The sequence below is a fragment of the Actinoplanes sp. L3-i22 genome, assembly GCF_019704555.1.
In the GTDB taxonomy this organism is placed as follows: Bacteria; Actinomycetota; Actinomycetes; order Mycobacteriales; family Micromonosporaceae; genus Actinoplanes.
Window position 1 is genome coordinate 7,206,623 of the sequence record NZ_AP024745.1, and the last position, 18,369, is coordinate 7,224,991.

General features: G+C 73.5%; 16 protein-coding genes. 6 read left to right on the top strand and 10 right to left on the bottom strand.

What is annotated here, in order from left to right; all coding sequences use genetic code 11:
- Positions 1-37: 37 nt before the first annotated feature.
- Positions 38-937 carry a LysR family transcriptional regulator gene (locus L3i22_RS32455; protein ID WP_221321297.1) on the bottom strand — a complete coding sequence of 300 codons (900 nt, stop codon included), beginning with the start codon at positions 935-937 and terminating at the stop codon, positions 38-40.
- A 117-nt stretch (positions 938-1,054) separates the two neighbouring features.
- Between L3i22_RS32455 and L3i22_RS32460 the strand changes: the two genes are divergently transcribed.
- The gene (locus L3i22_RS32460; protein ID WP_221321298.1) at positions 1,055-1,936 is read left to right on the top strand and encodes an NAD-dependent epimerase/dehydratase family protein; all 882 of its coding nucleotides are present in this window, start codon (positions 1,055-1,057) and stop codon (positions 1,934-1,936) included.
- Here L3i22_RS32460 and L3i22_RS32465 read toward each other — a convergent pair.
- Positions 1,921-2,373 (bottom strand): heme-binding protein, encoded by a 453-nt coding sequence (locus L3i22_RS32465; RefSeq protein ID WP_221321299.1) that lies wholly within the window; start codon positions 2,371-2,373, stop codon positions 1,921-1,923. The two genes, L3i22_RS32460 and L3i22_RS32465, sit on opposite strands and share 16 nt — an antisense overlap.
- Before the next feature lie 29 nt (positions 2,374-2,402).
- Complete coding sequence (locus tag L3i22_RS32470) at positions 2,403-3,599, bottom strand: MFS transporter (protein WP_221321300.1); 1,197 nt, start codon at positions 3,597-3,599, stop codon at positions 2,403-2,405.
- A gap of 86 nt (positions 3,600-3,685) precedes the next feature.
- Between L3i22_RS32470 and L3i22_RS32475 the strand changes: the two genes are divergently transcribed.
- Positions 3,686-4,123, top strand: coding sequence for a MarR family winged helix-turn-helix transcriptional regulator (locus L3i22_RS32475; RefSeq protein ID WP_221321301.1), 438 nt, complete (start codon positions 3,686-3,688; stop codon positions 4,121-4,123).
- 952 nt (positions 4,124-5,075) lie between these two features.
- Here the strand turns inward: L3i22_RS32475 and L3i22_RS32480 are convergent.
- Both L3i22_RS32480 and L3i22_RS32485 read right to left on the bottom strand, forming a co-directional pair.
- Positions 5,076-6,296: a PP2C family protein-serine/threonine phosphatase gene (locus L3i22_RS32480; RefSeq protein ID WP_255657336.1), complete on the bottom strand. Its 1,221-nt coding sequence runs from the start codon at positions 6,294-6,296 to the stop codon at positions 5,076-5,078.
- Complete coding sequence (locus L3i22_RS32485; RefSeq protein ID WP_221321302.1) at positions 6,293-7,105, bottom strand: alpha/beta fold hydrolase; 813 nt, start codon at positions 7,103-7,105, stop codon at positions 6,293-6,295. The genes L3i22_RS32480 and L3i22_RS32485 overlap by 4 nt, the downstream gene beginning before the upstream one ends.
- A 139-nt stretch (positions 7,106-7,244) precedes the next feature.
- On the opposite strand from L3i22_RS32485, the gene L3i22_RS32490 reads away from it, so the two are divergent.
- Positions 7,245-8,000, top strand: a complete 756-nt coding sequence (locus tag L3i22_RS32490; protein ID WP_221321303.1) for an SIMPL domain-containing protein — start codon at positions 7,245-7,247, stop codon at positions 7,998-8,000.
- Here the strand turns inward: L3i22_RS32490 and L3i22_RS32495 are convergent.
- Entirely contained in the window at positions 7,951-9,336 is a 1,386-nt protein-coding gene (locus L3i22_RS32495; RefSeq protein ID WP_255657337.1) for a cell wall metabolism sensor histidine kinase WalK, read from the bottom strand. The two genes, L3i22_RS32490 and L3i22_RS32495, sit on opposite strands and share 50 nt — an antisense overlap.
- A 34-nt stretch (positions 9,337-9,370) precedes the next feature.
- Between L3i22_RS32495 and L3i22_RS32500 the strand changes: the two genes are divergently transcribed.
- On the top strand, positions 9,371-10,045 hold the full coding sequence (locus tag L3i22_RS32500) for a response regulator transcription factor (RefSeq protein ID WP_221321305.1): 675 nt from the start codon (positions 9,371-9,373) through the stop codon (positions 10,043-10,045).
- Here the strand turns inward: L3i22_RS32500 and L3i22_RS53875 are convergent, their stop codons facing one another.
- Positions 10,046-11,296, bottom strand: a complete 1,251-nt coding sequence (locus L3i22_RS53875) for a bifunctional diguanylate cyclase/phosphodiesterase (protein WP_255657338.1) — start codon at positions 11,294-11,296, stop codon at positions 10,046-10,048. It lies immediately after the preceding gene.
- Positions 11,297-12,496 carry a GAF domain-containing protein gene (locus L3i22_RS53880; protein ID WP_255657339.1) on the bottom strand — a complete coding sequence of 400 codons (1,200 nt, stop codon included), beginning with the start codon at positions 12,494-12,496 and terminating at the stop codon, positions 11,297-11,299.
- 158 nt (positions 12,497-12,654) lie between these two features.
- Here L3i22_RS53880 and L3i22_RS32510 point away from each other — a divergent pair, with 158 nt between their 5' ends.
- Positions 12,655-14,367 carry a hypothetical protein gene (locus L3i22_RS32510; protein ID WP_255657340.1) on the top strand — a complete coding sequence of 571 codons (1,713 nt, stop codon included), beginning with the start codon at positions 12,655-12,657 and terminating at the stop codon, positions 14,365-14,367.
- Positions 14,368-14,406: 39 nt separating this feature from the next.
- Entirely contained in the window at positions 14,407-14,874 is a 468-nt protein-coding gene (locus L3i22_RS32515) for a DUF6232 family protein (RefSeq protein ID WP_221321306.1), read from the top strand.
- Positions 14,875-15,247: 373 nt separating this feature from the next.
- Here the strand turns inward: L3i22_RS32515 and L3i22_RS32520 are convergent, their stop codons facing one another.
- Positions 15,248-16,717, bottom strand: coding sequence for a VCBS repeat-containing protein (locus L3i22_RS32520; protein WP_255657341.1), 1,470 nt, complete (start codon positions 16,715-16,717; stop codon positions 15,248-15,250).
- Positions 16,718-16,868: 151 nt separating this feature from the next.
- Positions 16,869-18,338 carry a carboxylesterase/lipase family protein gene (locus L3i22_RS32525; protein WP_221321308.1) on the bottom strand — a complete coding sequence of 490 codons (1,470 nt, stop codon included), beginning with the start codon at positions 18,336-18,338 and terminating at the stop codon, positions 16,869-16,871.
- Between the last annotated feature and the right edge of the window lie 31 nt (positions 18,339-18,369).

An 18,369-nucleotide genomic window follows, 5' to 3' on the forward strand; every position in this document is an offset into this window, starting at 1 on the left:
AACAGCGCATGCGGCAACGGCCCGGCACCACCTCTGATCAGTAACGGTCCCGCCGCACGACGTGCGCGTCGACCAGGTCGAGGAAGGCCCGCACCGCCGGACTCGGCGCGCCGCCGCCGAGGCTGGCCGCGGCCAGGGTCCACGACGCGGCCGGCGGATCCAGTTCGACGGACGCGACCCGATGACCGTCCTCGGCCGCCAGCGGCGGCACCAGCGCCAGGCCGATGCCCGACTCGACGTACCCAGGAATGGTGGTGATGTCGCTGACCTCAACCGCAATGGTCCGGGTGACCCCCGCCCGCCGGAAATCGTTGTCGGTGCGGATCCGATTGCAGAAGCCGGGCGGAAGATCGATGAACGGCTCATCCGCCAGCTCGGCCGGACTCACCGCCCCCCGCTCGGCCAGCGGATGCCCGACCGGCACGAGCAGCCGCGGCTGGAACTCGGCGATCGGATCCAGACGCAGGTCAGGCACGCTCGCGACCTGCACACCGACGAACGTCACGTCGAGCTCGCGAGCCCGCAGCGCGGCCAGCAGCCCGTCGGTCCCCCCGGCCGCCATGCTCAAGCTCAGCCGCACGCCGGGATGGCGGGCCCGGAAGTCACTGACCAGCCCCGGCAGGTCAACCGCGGTCAGCCCGGACAGCGTGCCGACGCGCAGGCTCCCGGTCAGCCCTTCGTGCAGGCCGGCGACCGCCGCCCGGGCCTGATCAAGGGCGTCGAGCGCCCGGCGCGCCTCGGGCAGCAGCGCCTTACCGGCCTCGGTCAACGCAACCCGGCTGGTGCTGCGTTCGAACAGCGGCGCACCCAGCTGCCGCTCAAGCGCCCGGATGCTCGCCGAGACCGTCGACTGCACGGCATGGCTGCGCTGGGCGGCACGGGTGAAGTTGAGTTCCTCGGCGACGGCCACGAAGTACTGCAGTTGACGCTGTTCCACCCCGCCGATGGTAATCGCCCAGGACGATAAGCCAAATCGGAACTATTCGTTGGCGGCGAATACCCGGCCCCGGCAGTCTTGGCCCCGACATCCGATCGTGAGCGAGGAGCTCGTCCCATGAACGTCTTCCTGACCGGCGCCACCGGCCACATCGGCTCGGCGGTCCTGCCCGCCCTGATCTCCGCGGGCCACTCGGTCACGGCGCTGGTGCGCTCCGCGGAGAAGGCGGCGACCGTCCGCGCCGCCGGCGCCGGGGCAGTCATCGGCGACATTCAAAACCATGATTTGGTACGCCGTCTGGCCGCCGATGCCGAAGCCGTGCTCGCCACCGCCTCGCCGGGCGACGCGACCAGCAGCACGGTCGAGACCGCGTTCGCCGAGGCCGTCCTCGACGGCCTGCGGCCGGGCGCCACGTTCCTGCGCACCGGTGGCGTCTGGGTGCACGGCGCCGGGCCGGACCTCACCGAGGACACCCCGCGCAACGCCCCGCCCCTGGTCGCGTGGCGCGAGGAGCTGGACTCGCGGGTCCTGACCGCGGCCGGGATCCGGTCGATCCTGATCGAGCCGGGCCTGGTCTACGGCAACGGCGCCGGCATCCCCACCCTGGTCTTCGCGGGCGAGCGGACCGGCGACCCGGCCGCGCTGCGCCTGGTCGGCCCGGGCACCCAGCACTGGACCAGCGTGCACGTCGACGACCTGGCCGAGCTGTACGTGGCGGCGCTCGACCAGGCCGAGAGCGGTTCGGTGTACCTCGGCGTCAGCGGCGACAACCCGACGGTCCGCGAGCTGGGCGAGGCCGCCTCCCGCCGGCTGGGTCTCGACGGCCGGGTGGTGCCCGAGGACGCCACCGCGCTGGTCGAGCGGCTCGGCGGCTTCGGCGCGGCCCTGCTGCTCGACCAGCAGGCCACCGGCGAGAAGGCCCGTCGCGAGCTGGCCTGGAAGCCGTCCCGCCGGTCGCTGATCGAGGAGTTCGCCGCCGGCGCCTACGACCCCGCCTGACCTTCGAGGGCGGAGTGGGCGATGGCGGCCAGGCCCGCTGACGCGATTCGTTCGTCGTCGCTCCAGTGGCCGCCGCTGACCCCGATCCCGCCGACCGTCTGCCGACCGGCGGTGATCGGAAGCCCGCCGCCGAACGTGACGATCCGCTGGATCTGGGCGGGCACGCCGAGCGCCAGCGGCGCGTCGCGCTCCAGCATCTCGTGCCAGGCCGCGGTGGACAGCCCGAATCCGGCCGCGGTGTACGCCTTGTCGGTCGCCACCTGCACGGTGATGACCGGCGCGCCGTCCATCCGGGCGAACGCGGTCAGGTGCCCACCGGCGTCGACCACGGCGATCGACGACGGGATGCCGCTGCGCTCGGCCGCGGCCAGGGCGGCGTCGAGCATGGCGCGGGCGGCATGCTCGGTCAGGGCGGGAACGGTACGGAAGGGGTTCATGACATCTCCAGGATCTGAGCGGACGAGGGTCAGGCGCGGGCGGTCACCGGCGTGCCGGGACTTACCGGTCGACGCGTGCCGGGGCGTGGCTCCACCGGGATGACGGCGGCGGCCAGCAGCGGAAAGATCAGGATGGTGGCGAACGCCGGCCCGTACCCGATCGCGCCGATCAGCGCGCCGATCGCCGGCGGGGTGGCCGTGCCGACCGCATTCTGGGCCGTGTTCTGGATGCCGAGCGCCCGGCCCGACCAGTCCCGTCCCGCGTACTCGGCGACCGCGGTGAACGCCAGACCGTTCGGACTGACCGTGAGGACCGCGGCGGCCAGCAGCACGGCGACCGAGAATCCGGTCGGCGCGGTGGCGGCCAGCAGGGCGACGACGGCGACGATCGCCAGCGCCACGGTCCGCATCGGACGCAGCCGGGAACCCGCCCGGTCGGACCACCAGCCCGCGGCCAGCCGGGCGACCGCGCCGCCGATCTGCCCCGCGGCGAGCACGCGTCCGGCCGCGGTGGCCGTGAAGTGGTGCTGGTCGACCAGGAAGACCAGCGCGAACGTGGCGACGGTGAACTGCGGCACGATCAGCAGCGCGCTGGCGGCGTGCACCCGCCACAGCACCGGTGTGCGGTAGGGCGAGCCGGTTCGTGCGGCGTCCCCGGTCGTCACCCGGGCCGGGTCGCGGACCAGCACGGCGACCAGCCCGGCCGAGGCCAGGCTCAGCACGGCGAGCAGCAGGATCGCGGGCGCCACCCCGGACCCGGAGAGCGCGGGCAGCGCCACGGCGGCGACCGCGACCCCCGCGGGCTGAGCGGTCTGCCGCAGGCCCATGGCCAGCCCGCGCTCCTCGGCCCGGAACCACCCCATGATCAGCCGGCCGCTGGAGGCGTGCACGGCGGCGCCCGCGGCGCCGGCCAGCAGGAAGCACAGCCCGAGCCGGACCGGGTCGTGCATCCGGGTGGCGACCAGCAGGATCGCGCCGGACCCGGCCAGCCCGGCGGAGAGCACGAGACGCTCGCCCCACCGGTCGGCCGCGGCGCCCCAGGCGATCAGCGTGGTGAGCAGCCCGGCGGTGGGCGCGGCGGCGATCAGTCCGGCGGTGGCCAGGGACAGGCCGTCGGCGCGCAGGGCGGGGATCAGATAGGCGAGGCCGAACTGGAAGGCGCAGCCGCTGGTCATGGCGATCATGCCGATCGCCAGGACGAGCCAGCGCCGCGGTGAGGGTTGCACGAGACTCTCCCGATGCCGATGGTTATCAGATGTCGAATAGCCAACAGCATGCTGATAGCAATGCGCAACCTGTTAAGGTGGGTGACGTGCACTACTCCGAGCGCCTGCTGGGCTACGTCAAACGCGCCGAGCAGACGACTCAGGCCGCCAAGGAACGGGTGCTGCGCGAGTTCGCGATGACCCCGGCCCAGCAGAGCGCGCTCGCCGTCCTGTCCGACAACGACGGCATCACGGCCGCCGAGCTGGCCCGCCGGTGCGCGGTCACGCCGCAGACGATGAACAGCACGCTCGGCCGCCTGGAGCAGCGAGGCCTGATCGAGCGCCGCCCGCACCCCGTGCACGGCACCCTCATCGAGATCCGCCTGACCCCCGCCGGCACCGACCTGTTCACCCGCGCCGACGCCCGAGTCGCCCACCTCGACGAACGACTCGCCCAGGCCCTGCACCCCCACGAGCTGGCCACCCTCAAGTCCCTGCTCGACAAGGTCACCGAAACAGCCCGCTCCGAACCAGAAACCCCCTGACCAAAACCCATTTCCGGGTACGGGCGCGGAACGAACGTACGGGAAAGCCTTTGGTCGTTTGATTTGCGAGATGGCACGCACGACACAGGGACTCAGCTTGTCGCCGACCCGCATCGCCTACCGGGAGCTGCCGGACTCCGTCCAGGAGCACGTCGGCGCGATCATCGGGCCCGTCATCGCCGCCGACTCGGCGGCTGAAGGGCTCAACAGCTCCGTCGCCGCCAGGCTGCACACTCCCGGCGGCCGCTACTTCGTCAAGGCCCTGCCGGTCGCGCATCGCTGGGCCTGGACCCAGCAACGCGAAGCAGAGGTCGCGCCGCACGTCGCCACCGTCGGAGCGGCCCTGATCGCGCGGATCGTCGAGGCCGGCTGGGACGTCCTCGTCTTCGAGGCCCTCGAAGGGCACCGCGCCGACTACACGCCGGGCTCGCCGGATCTCGGACACGTCGCCCGGCTCCTCGCCCGCATCGGCGAGCTGCGCTGCCCGGACACGACCCTGCGACTGGCCGAGCAGCGGCTCGCCGCCTACACCAGCAAGGATCTGCTGCACCACTTCGCCGGCGAGAGCCTGCTGCACACCGACCTGAACCCGGCCAACGTCCTCGTCACCGGCGAAGAGGCCCGCATCGTCGACTGGGGCTGGGCCACCCGCGGCGCTGCCTGGCTCGACGCCGCCTACTGGGTGAGCTGGCTGATCACCGCCGGCCACCGCCCCGCCCAAGCCGAACAGCAGGCCGGGCGGATCCCGTCCTGGCGGGCCGCGCCGGCCGCGGGGATCACGGCGTTCGCCGAGGCCAACGCGAACGTGTGGGCGGAGATCGGGACGGGAAGCACCGATCCCTGGACCCTCGGCATCATGGCAGCGGCCGAGACGTGGCGGCGGCATCGGCACGATGGACCCGCGGCCGGGCCACCAGCTGGGACCGGCGCGAGGCAGCCGGTCAGCTCGGGATCAGGCGGCGCCGAAGGACAGGGCCATCAGGGCAACGTCGTCGTCGATGTGGCCGAGGGTGGTGAGGAGGCCGGTCAGCGCGTCGACCGCAGCCGGAGCCGTGGTGGGCGCGAGCCCGGCCAGGAAGGCCTGTAACGCCTCCTCGCCGTACCGCTCCGGGCTCGGCCCGGCATGCGCTTCGAGCAGCCCGTCGCTGTAGAGGATCAGCGTGTCGCCGGGTGCCAGGTCGAGGGTCCGCGTCACGATGCGCGGCGTCCGCAGGCTGCCGATCAGGGTCCCACCGGTGGTCGGCTGGGCTTCGACCGTGCCGTCGGCGCGCAGCAGCATCGGGGCGGGATGCCCGCCCCCGGCGATGGTGATCGAGCAGCCGCCCGCGGTGGGGACCAGCGTCCCGAAGACGACCGTGCAGTGCCGGTGCGAGTCGCTGTCATAGCCCTGGCGCAGAACGGTGTTGAGGTGCGCCAGCACCGCGGCCGGCGCCGGCTCGTACGCCGCCGCGGTACGCAGGGTGTACCGGGCCGCCGCCGTGGTGGCCGCCGCCGCGAGCCCTTTGCCGCACACGTCGCCGAGGAAGAACCCCCATCGCCCGCCGTCGAGCGGGAACAGGTCGTAGAAGTCGCCGCCGATCCGATCCGCGGACGCCATGTGGTAGTACGCGGCGGCCCGCATCCCCGGCGGCGCGAGCAGCATGTCCGGCAGGAGACTGTGCTGCAGCCCGGCGATCAGCCCGCGCAGGCGTTCCCGCTCGGCGTCGGCCTCGCGCCGGGCGTGCAGCAGTTCCTGCTCGTACGCGCGACGTTCGCGCGCGTCGAAGACGGTGGTGCGGATCAGCATCGGCTGGCCGTCGATGCCGGTCTTGATCGCGGACGTGACGAGCACCGGCAGCCGGGAGCCGTCCGCGCGCCGGAGTTCGAGGGCGATCCCGTTGACCTCACCCCGCATCTGCAGCAGCGGCGCGAAGTGGGTCTCGTGGTAGAGCCGCCCGCCGACGGTGAGCAGGTCGCTGAAGCGCTTTTGCCCGACGAGTTCTTCGCGGGTGTACCCCAGCCAGCCCAGCAACGTCGTATTGATCTTGGCGATCGTGCCGTCCAGCAGCGTCGACAGGTTGCCGCACGGCGCGGTGTCGTACAGGTCGTCGATGTTGTCCTCCAGCATCGCCGGAAACGCCGACGCCTGCACCGGGATGCGGCGCGACCCGGTGCGCGGTGCGGGCTCGGTCACCGGCGCCCGGTCACGGAAGCCACGAAGGCGGCGATGGCCTGGGCGGTGGCCTGCGGCGCGCTCAGCTGCGGGCAGTGTCCGGTGGCGTCCAGGGTGACCAGCCGGCTGCCCGGGATCCGGGCGTGGACGTACGCGCCGACCTCGGGCGGCGCGATCGCGTCGTTCGCCGACTCCAGCACCAGCGTCGGCACGGTCACCCGGGACAGGTCGGCGCGCTGGTCGGACAGGAAGGTGACCCGGGCGAACGACCTGGCGACGGCCGGGTCGGTGCGGCAGAAGCTGTCGGTCAGCTCCTGGCCCAGCTCCGGCCGGTCCGGGTTCCCCATGATCACCGGGGCCATGGTGGCCGACCAGCCCAGGTAGTTGCTGTCCAGCGAGTCCAGCAGCTCGTCGATGTCCGCGCGGCTGAACCCGCCGCGGTAGTCGTCCTGGTCGATGTAACACGGCGACGGCGTCAGCAGGACCAGCCCGGCGAACCGGTCCGGCTCCGCGGCGGCGGCCAGCACCCCGATCATCGAGCTGACCGAGTGGCCGACGAAGATCACGTCACGCAGGTCGAGGTCCCGGCAGATCTCCAGGACGTCGCGGGCGTAGCCGTCGAGGGTCGAGTACCGCTCCGGGTCCCAGGCCGCCGGGTCGGAGCGGCCCGCGCCGACGTAGTCGAAGAGCAGCAGCCGGGACTGCTCGCCCAGGCGGGCGGTGACCTGCCGCCACATGTTCTGGTCGCATCCGAACCCGTGGGCGAGCATCACCACCGGACCGTCGGCCCGGCCCGCGAAGGTGATGTTGCTCCGTGCCCGAACGTCCATGCCGGTAAGTGTCGCACCCGGCCGGCCGGGGCGATGAATCCGATGATCCGCCCCGAGACGCCCCCGAATATCGGTAATGCGGCACTTAACCACCCGATACCACATAAATTGGGAGAAATATAGCCCTGAAGGTAGGAAAATGATCAAGACACGCAAGACTCTGCCGCTCCTCGCCACCCTGGTGGCGCTCACCGTGCCCGCGTCCGTGCTGCCCGCGAGCCCGGCCGGGGCCACGGCCGGCTCACCGTCCGCCGAGACCTCGCCGGAGAGCATCCTGGTCACCGGCACCGGCCAGGTGTCCGGCAAGCCCGACACCCTGACCGCGAACTTCGGGGTGGAGACCAGTGCGTCCACCGTCGGCGACGCGCTGAACCGGGCCAACGCCGCCACTGCCAGGATGCGCGACGCGCTGGTCCGCGGCGGACTGTCCACCGCCGACGCGCAGACCTCGGACATCGGCATCACCGCGCGGCGCGGCAAGGACGACCGGATCACCGGCTACACGGTGAACCAGGGCCTGGTGGCGAAGATCCGGAACCTGCCGAAGGCCGGGGCGCTCATCTCCGCGGCCGTCGCGGCGGGCGGGGACGCCGCGCGGCTCAACGGCGTCTCGTTCGCGATCGAGGACGACGCCGCGCTGCTCACCGAGGCCCGGAAGAAGGCGTTCGCCGACGCGCGCGCCAAGGCCGAGGTCTACGCCCACGCGGCGGGCCGCCCGCTCGGCCGGGTGGTCCGGGTCAGCGAGGACGCTCCCGGCTACAGCGGCCCGATGGGCCTGAAGAGCATGACGTACGCCGACGCGAGCGTCCCGATCGAGCCGGGCCGCCAGCAGCTGTCCGTCACCGTCACCGTGGAGTGGGCCCTGAACCCGGTCGCCCCGGCGCCGAAGCCGTAAGCCGCACGGTCACCACCGCGCCACCCAGCGGCGGCCCGTTGCGCAGCTCGACGGTGCCGCCGTGGCCGGTGACGACCGCCCGCACGATCGACAGCCCGAGCCCGGCCCCGCCGGTGGCCGACCGGGCCGCGTCCCCGCGGACGAACCGTTCGAACGCGGAGTCGAGCAGGCCGGGCGGGAAGCCGGGCCCGTCGTCGGCCCATTCCAGGTCGACGGCCCCGCCGCGGCCGGCGGTCACGGTCACCCGGACCTCGCCGGCGCCGGCCGCACCGCTGTTCGCGGCGAGGTTGCCCAGCACCTGACGCAGCCGGTCGGTGTCCGCCTCGGCGAGCGCCGGGTCGCCGTACACGGAGATCCGCAGTTGATTTATCGGCGCGAGGACGCGCGCCTCGGCCTGGGCAAGATCGGTCACGTCGGTCGGCGCGCGGTGCACCACTAGGGTGCCGGCCCGCTCCCGGGCGAGCAGCAGCAGGTCCTCGGCGAGCCGGCCCAGCCGGACCACCTGGCCCTGCGCGGCCAGCAGCGACTCGCGGACCTCGGCCGGGTCGTCGACCGCGGCGAGGGCCAGGTCGATCTCGCCGCGCAGCACCGCGATCGGGGTCCGCAGCTCGTGGCTGGCGTCGTCGACGAACGCGCGTTCCCGGTGGAAGGCGACCGACAGCCGGGACAGCATGCCGCTGAGCGTGGCGGCCAGCCGGGCGATCTCGTCGTCGCCGGGCACCGCCGGCAGCCGCCGGTCGGAGTCCAGGCTGGAGATCGCCGCGGCCTCCCGGGTGAGCGCGTCGACCGGGCGCAGCGCGGCCCGCAGCAGCAGCCGGCCGAGCGCGGCGAGGGCCACGATCAGCACCGGGGTGGCCAGCGCGAGGACGATCAACTGGCGGGTCCCGGCGCGATCGATCGCGGACAGCGGCAGGGCCACGGTGAGGACCTGGCCGGTGCTGCCGACCGGCCGGGACAGCAGCCGGACCGGCATCGGGACGCCGGTCGGCCGGGACGGCAGGGTCCCGTCGGTGAAGGTGCGGCCCCGCACCGCGCGGACCTGCTCGGGGGTCAGCAGGATCTGGTCGCGGATCGCGGCCGCGGTGGCGACCGGCGTGCCGTCGGCGGCGTAGAGCTGGGCGATCGGATCGCCGTGCACCGCGCCCAGGTCGTGACCGCGGACGCTGGCGAGCAGGTCGTCGCTGCGCGCGGTCAGGTCGGTGTCGACGGCGGCGTCGAGCTGGTGGGCGAGCGCGACGTAGAGCAGCGACAGCGAGACCAGGAGCACGGCGGAGGTGCCGAGCCCGAAGACCAGGGCCAGCCGGGCACGCAGGGACGTGGGGATCAGACGCCGCACAGGGTCGACCTTACGTGCCCCTATGCTGGCTGCTGTGCGCGTGCTGGTGGTCGAGGACGACGCGGCCATGGCGTCGATGGTGGTGCGCGGGCTGCGCCGGGCCGGCTATGCCGTGGACACCGTCGGGACCGGCGCGGACGCGGTCTGGTCGATCGTCGAGAACGACTTCGACGCGGTGATCCTGGACGCGATGATCCCGGCCCCGGACGGTTTCGAGGTCTGCCGGCGGATCCGGGAGCGGCAGCGCTGGGTCCCGGTGCTGATGCTGACCGCCCGCGACGGCACCGACGACAAGGTCCGCGGCCTGGACGCCGGCGCCGACGACTACCTGACCAAGCCGTTCGCGTTCGACGAGCTGCTGGCCCGGGTGCGGGCGCTGACCCGCCGGGAGCCGGCCCAGCGGCCGGTCGTGCTGCGCGTCGGCGATCTGGCGCTGGACCCGGCGACCCGCTCGGTGCACCGCGGCACGACGCCGATCCCGCTGTCGGCGAAGGAGTTCGCGCTGCTGCACGAGCTGATGCGGCGGGCCGGCGAGACGCTCACCCGGACCTATCTGATCGAGCACGTCTGGGACGTCGCGTACGACGGCGGCTCGAACGTCGTCGACGTGTACGTGCGCTACCTGCGCGACAAGGTCGACCGCCCGTTCGGCCGGGACACCATCCGCACCATCCGGGGCGCGGGCTACCTGCTGGACCCGGAGGCCTGATCAGGCCGCGGCCGGCGCGTGCCGCTCGGCCAGCCAGTCCCGGAACGCGGCGGCCGGGATCGGCCGGGACACCAGGTAGCCCTGGACCGCGTCACAGCCGTGCTGCCGCAGGTAGTCGAGCTCGGCCTGCTCCTCGACGCCCTCGGCGACCACGGTCAGGTCCAGCGCGCGGGCCAGCTGCAGCGCGGCGTCGGTGACCGCCCGCCGGTTCCGGTCGGTCACGATGTGCCGGATGAAGCTCTTGTCGATCTTCATCTCGTGGATCGGCAGGTGGGCGAGCCGGCCCAGCGACGAGTGCCCGGTGCCGAAGTCGTCGATCGACAGGGTGACACCGAGCGCGAACAGGGTGTCCAGGGTGCGACGGGCGTTCTCCGGGTCGGCCATGATGCCGTTCTCGGTGATCTCCAGGGTGAGCGCCCGGGCCGGCAGCCCGTGCCGGTCGAGCGCCTCCTGGACCTGGCCGGCCACGGTCTGGTCGGCGAGCAGGTCGGGGGACAGGTTGACCGCGACCGACATGTCGTGCCCGCCGGCGCGCCAGGACGCGCACTCGGCCAGCGCGGTGTCCAGCACGTGCCGGGTCAGCGGCCACATCAGCCCGGAGCGTTCGGCGAGCGGGATGAACTCGTCGGGCGGGACCGGGCGGCCCTCGTACTGCCAGCGGGTGAGCGCCTCGGCGCCCAGCACCCGCCCGGTGCTCGGCGAGACCTTGGGCTGGTAGACGACGGTCAGCGCGCCCGCGGCGACGTCGGCGCGCAGCGCGGTCATCAGGATCAGCCGGCGGGCGGTGTCCCGGTCGTCGTCCGGGTCGTAGATCCGCACTCCGCTGTGCGAGTCCTTGGCGGCGTACATCGCCAGGTCCGCGCGGCGCAGCAGCCGGTCCGGGTCGGTGCCGTGCTCCGGGGCGACGCAGACCCCGATGCTGGCCTGCGCGACCAGGCTGAGGCCGCCGACCGGGGCGGGCCGGGCGACGGTGCGCCGGACGTCCTCGGCCAGCGCGAGGATCTCCCGCTCCCCCGGCAGGTCCCGGATGATCAGGGCGAACTCGTCCCCGCCGAACCGGGCGACGGTGCCGTGCCGGGCATACCGCTCCCGCAGCCGCCGCCCGATCCGCCGCAGCAGGTCCTCGCCGATGTCGTGCCCGAGCGCGTCGTTGACGTCCTTGAACCGGTCCAGGTCGAGCAGCAGCACGCCGACCACGCCGCCGTGCTCCCGGGCCGCGTCGATCGCCTCCCGCAGGGCGGTCAGGAACAACTACCGGTTGGGCAGGCCGGTCAGCGGATCGTGCGAGGCGATGTGCTGCAGCCGCTCCAGCAGGCGCGCCTCGGAGAGCGCGGCGCCGGCGTGCGCCGACACCGCCTGCATGAGCTGCAGGTGCTCGGCGGTGAAGTACTCCGAGTCGGACAGGCTGCCCTTGACCATCAGCACCCCGACGGTCTGGCCGAGCCGCAGCGGCACCGCGATCGCCCCGGGCCACAGCACCGGCTCGCCGGCCCGGGCCGGCATCCACCACTGCAGGGCCAGGGTCACCGGTACGACCTCGCAGTCCTCCGGCCCGTGCAGCCGCATCAGCACCGGCTCGCCGTCCTCCGGGCCGGTCACCATCAGTGCCGCCTCCTGCGCCCGCAGCAGGTCCCGGGCCTGGCCGAGGACCGTGCGGGCCACCTCGTCGGCGCTGGTCAGCCCGTCCAGCGACCCGGTGAACCGGTACAGGTTCTCCACCTGCTGATGGGTGGTGGTCTGCTGGGCGTAGCGGTGGAACACCCGCTGGGCGGCGAAGGCGAGCACCGCGAGCAGCAGCGCCGCGTAGCCCTCCTGCCGCACCAGCAGCGCGGTGACCAGCGCGAGCGTGGTGGTGACCGCGACCAGCGGCATCTGGAACAACTGCTGGACGTCGGCGGTCAGCAGCCGGCGCCACTCCTGGCTGTCGTCGTGGATCGCGATCACCGCGGTGACCAGCACGATCGACACCAGGTCGGCGGCGAACGCGGCGGCGTAGGCGGCCAGCCAGCCGAGCGGGCCGTAGGGGTCGGCCGTGCCGTGGCAGACGTCGAAGACCACCGCGGCCACCGCCGCCTGGATCAGGTAGAGCGCGGTGTTGAACAGCAGCTTACTGCCGCGCTGACCGCGCAGCAGGGCCAGCCCGGCGAGCGCGCCGACCAGCCGGACCGGCACCAGCAGCACCGGGTGGATCATCAGCAGGGCGAGGATCAGCGGGATCTCGCTCAGGCTCATCGAGTGCGTGCCGCGCCGCACCGGGAACGTCACGTTGAACCGCTCCACCAGGGCGAACAGCACCGCGAGGGCGGCCAGTAGCGACACGTTCAGGTGGTGCGCCGCCGGGGTGCCGGCCACCCGCCAGATCATCACCTGCACGACCACGACGACCAGCACCAGGACCGCCGAGAGGATGCGGACCCGCGCCGTCGGCGTCAACCGCCGCCCGCGTGCCATGGCCCTCCCCTCTCCTGACCTTCCTGTCGGCCTGCGGCCGGAAAGATTGAGCGATCGGCTGCGGCCGCACCTCCCGGTTCACGACAAAACAAAATCGGATTGGGTACGGCACCAAGCGCGCCCGTGCGCGGCTACGCCCGTACGGAAAGAATGGTCTGGTGTGGGCTCGTGTCTCTTATGTCCTGCTCAGTGTCTGGGTGACCGGTCAGCTGTGGGCCGGCCCGTCCACCCGGCTGCTGGCCGGCAACCGTGGTGATCACGCGTTCTTCCTGTTCGTGATGGCGCACGGGGAACGCGTGGTGTTCCACGGCGCGGCGCCGCTGCACTCCGACCGGCTGAACGTCCCGGCCGGGGTGAACATGATGGCGAACACCTCGATGCTGGCGGTCAGCCTGCCGCTCGCCCCGGTCACGCACCTGTTCGGGCCGGGCGTGAGCGTCGCGGTGGTGGTCACCGGCGGGCTGGCCGGGACCGCGGCGGCCTGGCACTGGCTGCTGCGGCGGCGGCTGGGCGCGAGCCCGTGGGCGGCCTGGGCCGGCGGGCTGTGGGGCGGGTTCGCGCCGGGCTGGCTCGCGCACGCGGGCGGCCAGATCAACTTCACCTGCGGGTTCGTGCTGCCGTTCCTCGTCGACCAGGCGCTGCGGCTGCGCGAGCCCGGGCGGGTCCGGCGCGGCGGGATCATTCTCGGTCTGCTGATCGTGGTCCAGGTGTTCCTGCACGAGGAGCTGCTGCTGATGACCGCGATCGCGCTGGCCCTGTTCGTCGCGGCGTACGCCGTGCAGCGGCCCCGGACCGCGCGCGAGGCGGCCCCGCGGATGGCCGCCGGGCTGGGCGTCGCGGCCGGGCTGTCCGGGCTCCTGCTCAGCTATCCGCTCTACTACCAGTTCGCCGGACCGGGCCACTACCGCGGGCAGCCGTTCGTCCTCGACCAGTTCGCCACGTCGCTGGGCTCGCTGGTCACCCTGCCCCGCGGCGCGGTCTTCGGCTCGGCCGCGGACGCGGCGCGGGTCAGTCTCGCCCCCAGCGAGGAGGCCGCGTTCTGGGGCCCGGCCGCCACCGTGATGATCATTCTGGCGGCCGGGGTGCTGTGGCGCTCGGCCGCCGCCCGGGCCGGCGCGTTCGCCGGGCTGGTGCTGCTGGTGATGTCGTTCGGCTCGCACTTCCGCCCGGGCGGCGCGCCCGGCGGGCCGCCGTCGCCGCTGGCCTGGACCCTGCACGTGCCGATCCTCGACCTGGTCACGACGCCCCGCTACGCGCTGGGGGCGACCGCGATCGCCGGGCTCCTGCTGGCCCTCGCGGCCGGCCGGGCGCCCCGCGCGCTGGCCGTCGCGGGCCTGGCGGTGGCGCTCGTGCCGCTGTTCCCCCGGCCGCTGCCGACCTGGCCGGCCCCGCCCGTGCCGGCCTTCTTCGCCCAGCGGATGTGGCGGCCCTACCTGCACGGCGACGCGCGGAGCGTGGTGATCGTGCCGCTGCCGGACCGGACCACCGGGCGGGAGGCGATGCGGCTGGGCGCGATGAGCACCTCGGCGTACCCGATGCCGAACGGCTACTTCATGGGCCCGAAGGACCCGCCGGCCGACATCACCGCGGCCTGGACCTCGCCGCCGCGCTTCACGACCACGCTGCTGGACCAGGTCCGGGCGACCGGGACGGTACCCGAACTGACCCTGGCCCAGCGTGCCGACGTCCTCGAGGACCTCGGCCACTGGAAGGCCGCGATCGTGGTGCTGTTGCCCGGTTCCACCCACCCGGCGGCCCTGACGAAGCTGCTCAGCGCGGTGCTCGGCCCACCGGCGACGGTCGGCGGCGTGCCGGTCTGGAACACCTTGCGTGCGGATACGTGCCCAATCGGGTGCCCGCGCGTGAGCTGATCACGCTCCGGGCCGCATCCTGGGGACCGGGGGTGCGGGATGCGAATCTACTACCAGGACGCCGACGTGACGGTGGCCGCCTCCGGCCTCGAGGTGCACGGCCGGAAGTATCCGCTCGGCGAGATCGAGCAGGCCTGGCGCCGCGGTCGCCGCGCGGCCGGGCGCAAGGCCGTCATCGCCGGCGTGGTGCTGGCGGCGATGGTCGCGGTGGAGATCTCGGTCGGGCTGCTCACCAGCTGGATCTGGGCCGGCCCGGGCCTGCTGCTGGTCGCGGTCATCCTGCTGGTCCGGGTGGTCGCCCACCTGGCCGCCGGGTCGACCGGCTTACAGGCTCTGGAAGACCTTCGGAGGTACGGCCGTCTGCACGAGCTGTGGGTGACCGTCGCCCACGCCCCGATCCTGGTGCTGAGCACCGACGACGCGATCCGTTACGGACAGGTGTGCCGGGCGCTGTCCCGCGCCCTCAGCGATCACGAGGACGCCCTGGGAGGTTACCCGCGGCGATAAGCGGGCACAGGTACTGCACAGCGCCCGCCCGGGTTCGACGGCTGAGATCCCCGTTCCCGGTCGAGACAATGACAACGGCCCCGCCGCTTTCCGCGAGCGAGGGCCGTCGTCACGCCCGGCCCGATCAAGGAGACCCGACCGGCCCGGTCGAGGAGGCGCGCCCGGCCCGGTCGTGGAAACGCTGCGCCTTGCGCGGCCGGCCGCCACGACTCGCGCGGGCCCACGCCGGACCGCGGGCCACCGGATCCGAATCGTCAGCGCCGCGGCCCTCGCCGACGCCACCTGAATGGCCTCGGCGTGCGCGAGTGAGCCACCTGCGCGGCGCCGGGAACGTCACGCCCAGCGCCGGCAGGACAGGCCGTTTCACCGGTGGCTAACCGCCGAGGACCGAGACCTCGGCGCGGCCGCTCGCGGTGCCGCTCTTCTGCACCACCACGAGGTCCTGCTTGCCGTCGGTGTTGAAGTCGTCGACCAGCAGCTCGTGCCGGTCGTCGAGAGTCCCGGTCGCGGGACTGGCCTGGGTCAGCGACTTGCCGAGCCCGGCCGCCCCGTCCAGCACGTGCAGCGCCGCCGTCCCGGACGTCCGCAGCACGACCAGGTCCGGGTGCTTGTCGTTGTTCCAGTCGGTGACCGCGATCCGCAGGTTGTCGGCGGCCGGCTCCGCGGTGGTCAGCGTCGCCCCGATCGGCTGCTGGAAGTTGGTCGCCCCGTCCAGCACCTGGACCTCGACCTTCTTGCTGACCGTGCCGGCGGTGTGCGCGCTGACCAGGTCGAGCTTGCCGTCACCGTTCCAGTCGGCCACCGCGAACCGGGTGTGCTCGTCGGCCGGGGCGGCCCCCGTGGCGGTCGTGTCGAGCAGGAACTTCTGGAAGTACGACGCGCCGTCGGCGATCCGCACCTCGGGCCGCCCGCCGGCGGTGCCGGTCTTCTGCACCACGACCAGGTCGGGGCGGCCGTCGGCGTTGACATCGGCGACCTGGTACTCGTAGGTCGCGTCGGTCGGCCCGACCGCGGTCGCCGTGTTCAGCAGCAGCGACGAGAAGTTCCGGGCGCCGTCCATGATGCGCACCTCGGTCTGCCCGGTGACGGTGCCCGCGCCGCGCACGACGACCAGGTCGGCGTGCTTGTCGCCGTTCCAGTCGGCCATCAGCAGCGCGTGCGAGCCGTCGAGCGTGCCGAGCTCGGTGCCGGCGGTGGCCAGGGTGCGCTGGAACGGCCCGGCCGGCACGGCGGGCGCGGGGTCGCCGGGCTGCGCGGCGGCGGTCGCGGGCTGGGCCCACAGGCCGGCGACGATCAGCTGGGCGTCGTGCGCCTCCGGCGCGTAGGCGCCCGGGAAGCGGGAGGTCTGCACCTTCTGGACGATCGCCCCGATGTCACCGGACTGCCATTTTCCGCCCGGGTACTTGCGGACCATCGCGTTCAGGAACGCGTTGGTCGCGTACACCGGATTCACCAGCTGCCCGGGCGTGCCCCAGCCCTGCGACGGCCGCTGCTGGAACAGGCCGAGGCTGTCGTGGTCGGTCGCCTCGAGGTGGTTGTTCAGCGTGCTCTCGGCGATCGCCGCGGTCACCGCGATGATCGCGGCGCGCATCCCGAGCCCGCGCTTCTGCACGGTCCGCACGATGATCCGGGCGCAGGCGATGTTGACCCCGCCGATCAGCGAGCCGAGCCGCGGCCCGGTCATCGACGACCGCAACTGGGCGGCGAGCATCCGGTCGGCCGAGGTGACCTCGCCGGGACGACAGGTGACCGGCGTCGTCGACGTGCTGGTGTCGGGCTGGGCCTGCGCCGCGCCCGGCAGCAGCACCACCGCTCCGGCGGCCAGGGTCAGGGCGACGAACATCCGCCTGACGTACCGCGGACCTGACCCGTTGCTCTGCTCCAAAGCCGTTCCCCCCGCACACATCCAACGCGCCGCATCAATCTGCCACACGCCCCGGTATACGCGAAAGGCGGAAAGATGGATCATCGGCGAACATCGGCCGTCGTCGCCGTCATTCCTGCAGCGTGAGTGGCGGGAAGAAAAAATTCTTCCAGATCAAGAGCGAGGAGATTTCCGGGTACGGCGTGAGCCCGTCCACCCGATCGAAGACCCGGGTCGCCCGCTCCGCCTCGTCGAAGGCGGCCCAGCCGGGGTTCCCGCTCGTCGCGAACCCGGTCCACGCCGCCCGCATCCGCGCCGACAGCGCCACCGCGTCCGCCCCCGGATCGTCGCCGAGCAGCACCGCCGGCAGCCCCGTGCCCAGGTTGCCGAAGACCAGCGGAACGTCCAGCCCGTGACACGCCCCGAGCGTCCCGCCGAGCCCCGGCGCCGGCCAGGCCAGCTCGAACAGGTGCGCCCGCCCGCCCCCGGCGACCTGCGCCGCGGCCAGTTGCACGCTCGGCATCCGGAACGACCAGTCGGAGTTGACCAGCTCGTGCAGCGCGCCGGCGTCCGCGTCCGGGTAGGCCCGCCGATACCGCGCGGCCCCGTCCGGCCCGGGCGCGAGCGCGTCGAGCGCGGTCGCCGCCTGTTCCGCGGTGATCCGCCCGAGCTCCCCGCTGAGCATGCTGAACAGCCGATGTTCGTCGCGGGTGTGCCCGGCGAGCAGCGCGACGTCCCGGCCCGCGCCCGCGGCGAGCGCGGCCCACGGCGTCGCCGGCAGGACGTCCCCGTCGACGACCGGCGCGAAGAAGAGCGACCGGTATCCGGCCGCGCCCCACCGGCCGCGCGGCGTGATCGCCTGCCCGGCCGCGGCCAGCTCGGCCGGGCTCAGCGTGGCCAGGTCCGGCGCCACCGACGCGGCGATGTCCGCGGCCAGCTCCGGCGCGAAGAAACTTCCCTGCACACTCTGCGCGATCGCGGCCCGGAACAGTCCGGCCGCCCGCGGCATCGCCAGCAGCGCGGCCACCGAGCCGCCTCCGGCCGACTCGCCGAAGACGGTCACCCGGGCCGGGTCCCCGCCGAGCGCCGCGATGTTGTCCCGCACCCACTCCAGTGCGGCCACCTGGTCCAGCAGCCCCCGGTTGGCCGGCGCCCCGGCGACGTGCCCGAAGCCCTCCAGCCCGACCCGGTAGTTGAACGTCACCACCACCACGCCGCCGTCCCGGGCCAGCCGGGCGCCGTCGTACTCCGGCAGCGACGACCGGCCGATCGTGTAGCCGCCGCCGTGCACCCACACCATGACCGGCAGTCCCGCGCCCGGCCCGGGGTCGGGCGACCACACGTTGACCGTCAGCCAGTCGTCCCCGGACGCCACCGGCCCGCTGCCGAAAACGTCCGGCTGCGGTGGCGGCGGCCCGAACTCGTCCGCCGGCCGCACCCCGGCCCAGCCCGCGGCCGGTCGCGGCGCCGCGAACCGGTGCACCCCGACCGGCGGCGCCGCGAACGGGATCCCGCGGAACACCGCGACTCCCGACTCCCACCGGCCGCGCAGGGCGCCGGCGGAAACCCGTACGTCAGGCGGATTTTGATCCTCAGGCATTTCGGTCTCCTCGGCAGAGCGCGGGCAGCGG

What these genes read in the sequence shown, in the direction of transcription:
- L3i22_RS32460 (WP_221321298.1), top strand. Translation starts at nt 1,055, where the DNA reads ATGAACGTCTTCCTGACCGGCGCCACCGGCCACATCGGCTCGGCGGTC.
- L3i22_RS32525 (WP_221321308.1), bottom strand. Translation starts at nt 18,338, where the DNA reads ATGCCTGAGGATCAAAATCCGCCTGACGTACGGGTTTCCGCCGGCGCC.
- L3i22_RS53880 (WP_255657339.1), bottom strand. Translation starts at nt 12,496, where the DNA reads ATGGCACGCGGGCGGCGGTTGACGCCGACGGCGCGGGTCCGCATCCTC.
- L3i22_RS32485 (WP_221321302.1), bottom strand. Translation starts at nt 7,105, where the DNA reads ATGGACGTTCGGGCACGGAGCAACATCACCTTCGCGGGCCGGGCCGAC.
- L3i22_RS32515 (WP_221321306.1), top strand. Translation starts at nt 14,407, where the DNA reads ATGCGAATCTACTACCAGGACGCCGACGTGACGGTGGCCGCCTCCGGC.
- L3i22_RS32465 (WP_221321299.1), bottom strand. Translation starts at nt 2,373, where the DNA reads ATGAACCCCTTCCGTACCGTTCCCGCCCTGACCGAGCATGCCGCCCGC.
- L3i22_RS32520 (WP_255657341.1), bottom strand. Translation starts at nt 16,717, where the DNA reads ATGTTCGTCGCCCTGACCCTGGCCGCCGGAGCGGTGGTGCTGCTGCCG.
- L3i22_RS32490 (WP_221321303.1), top strand. Translation starts at nt 7,245, where the DNA reads ATGATCAAGACACGCAAGACTCTGCCGCTCCTCGCCACCCTGGTGGCG.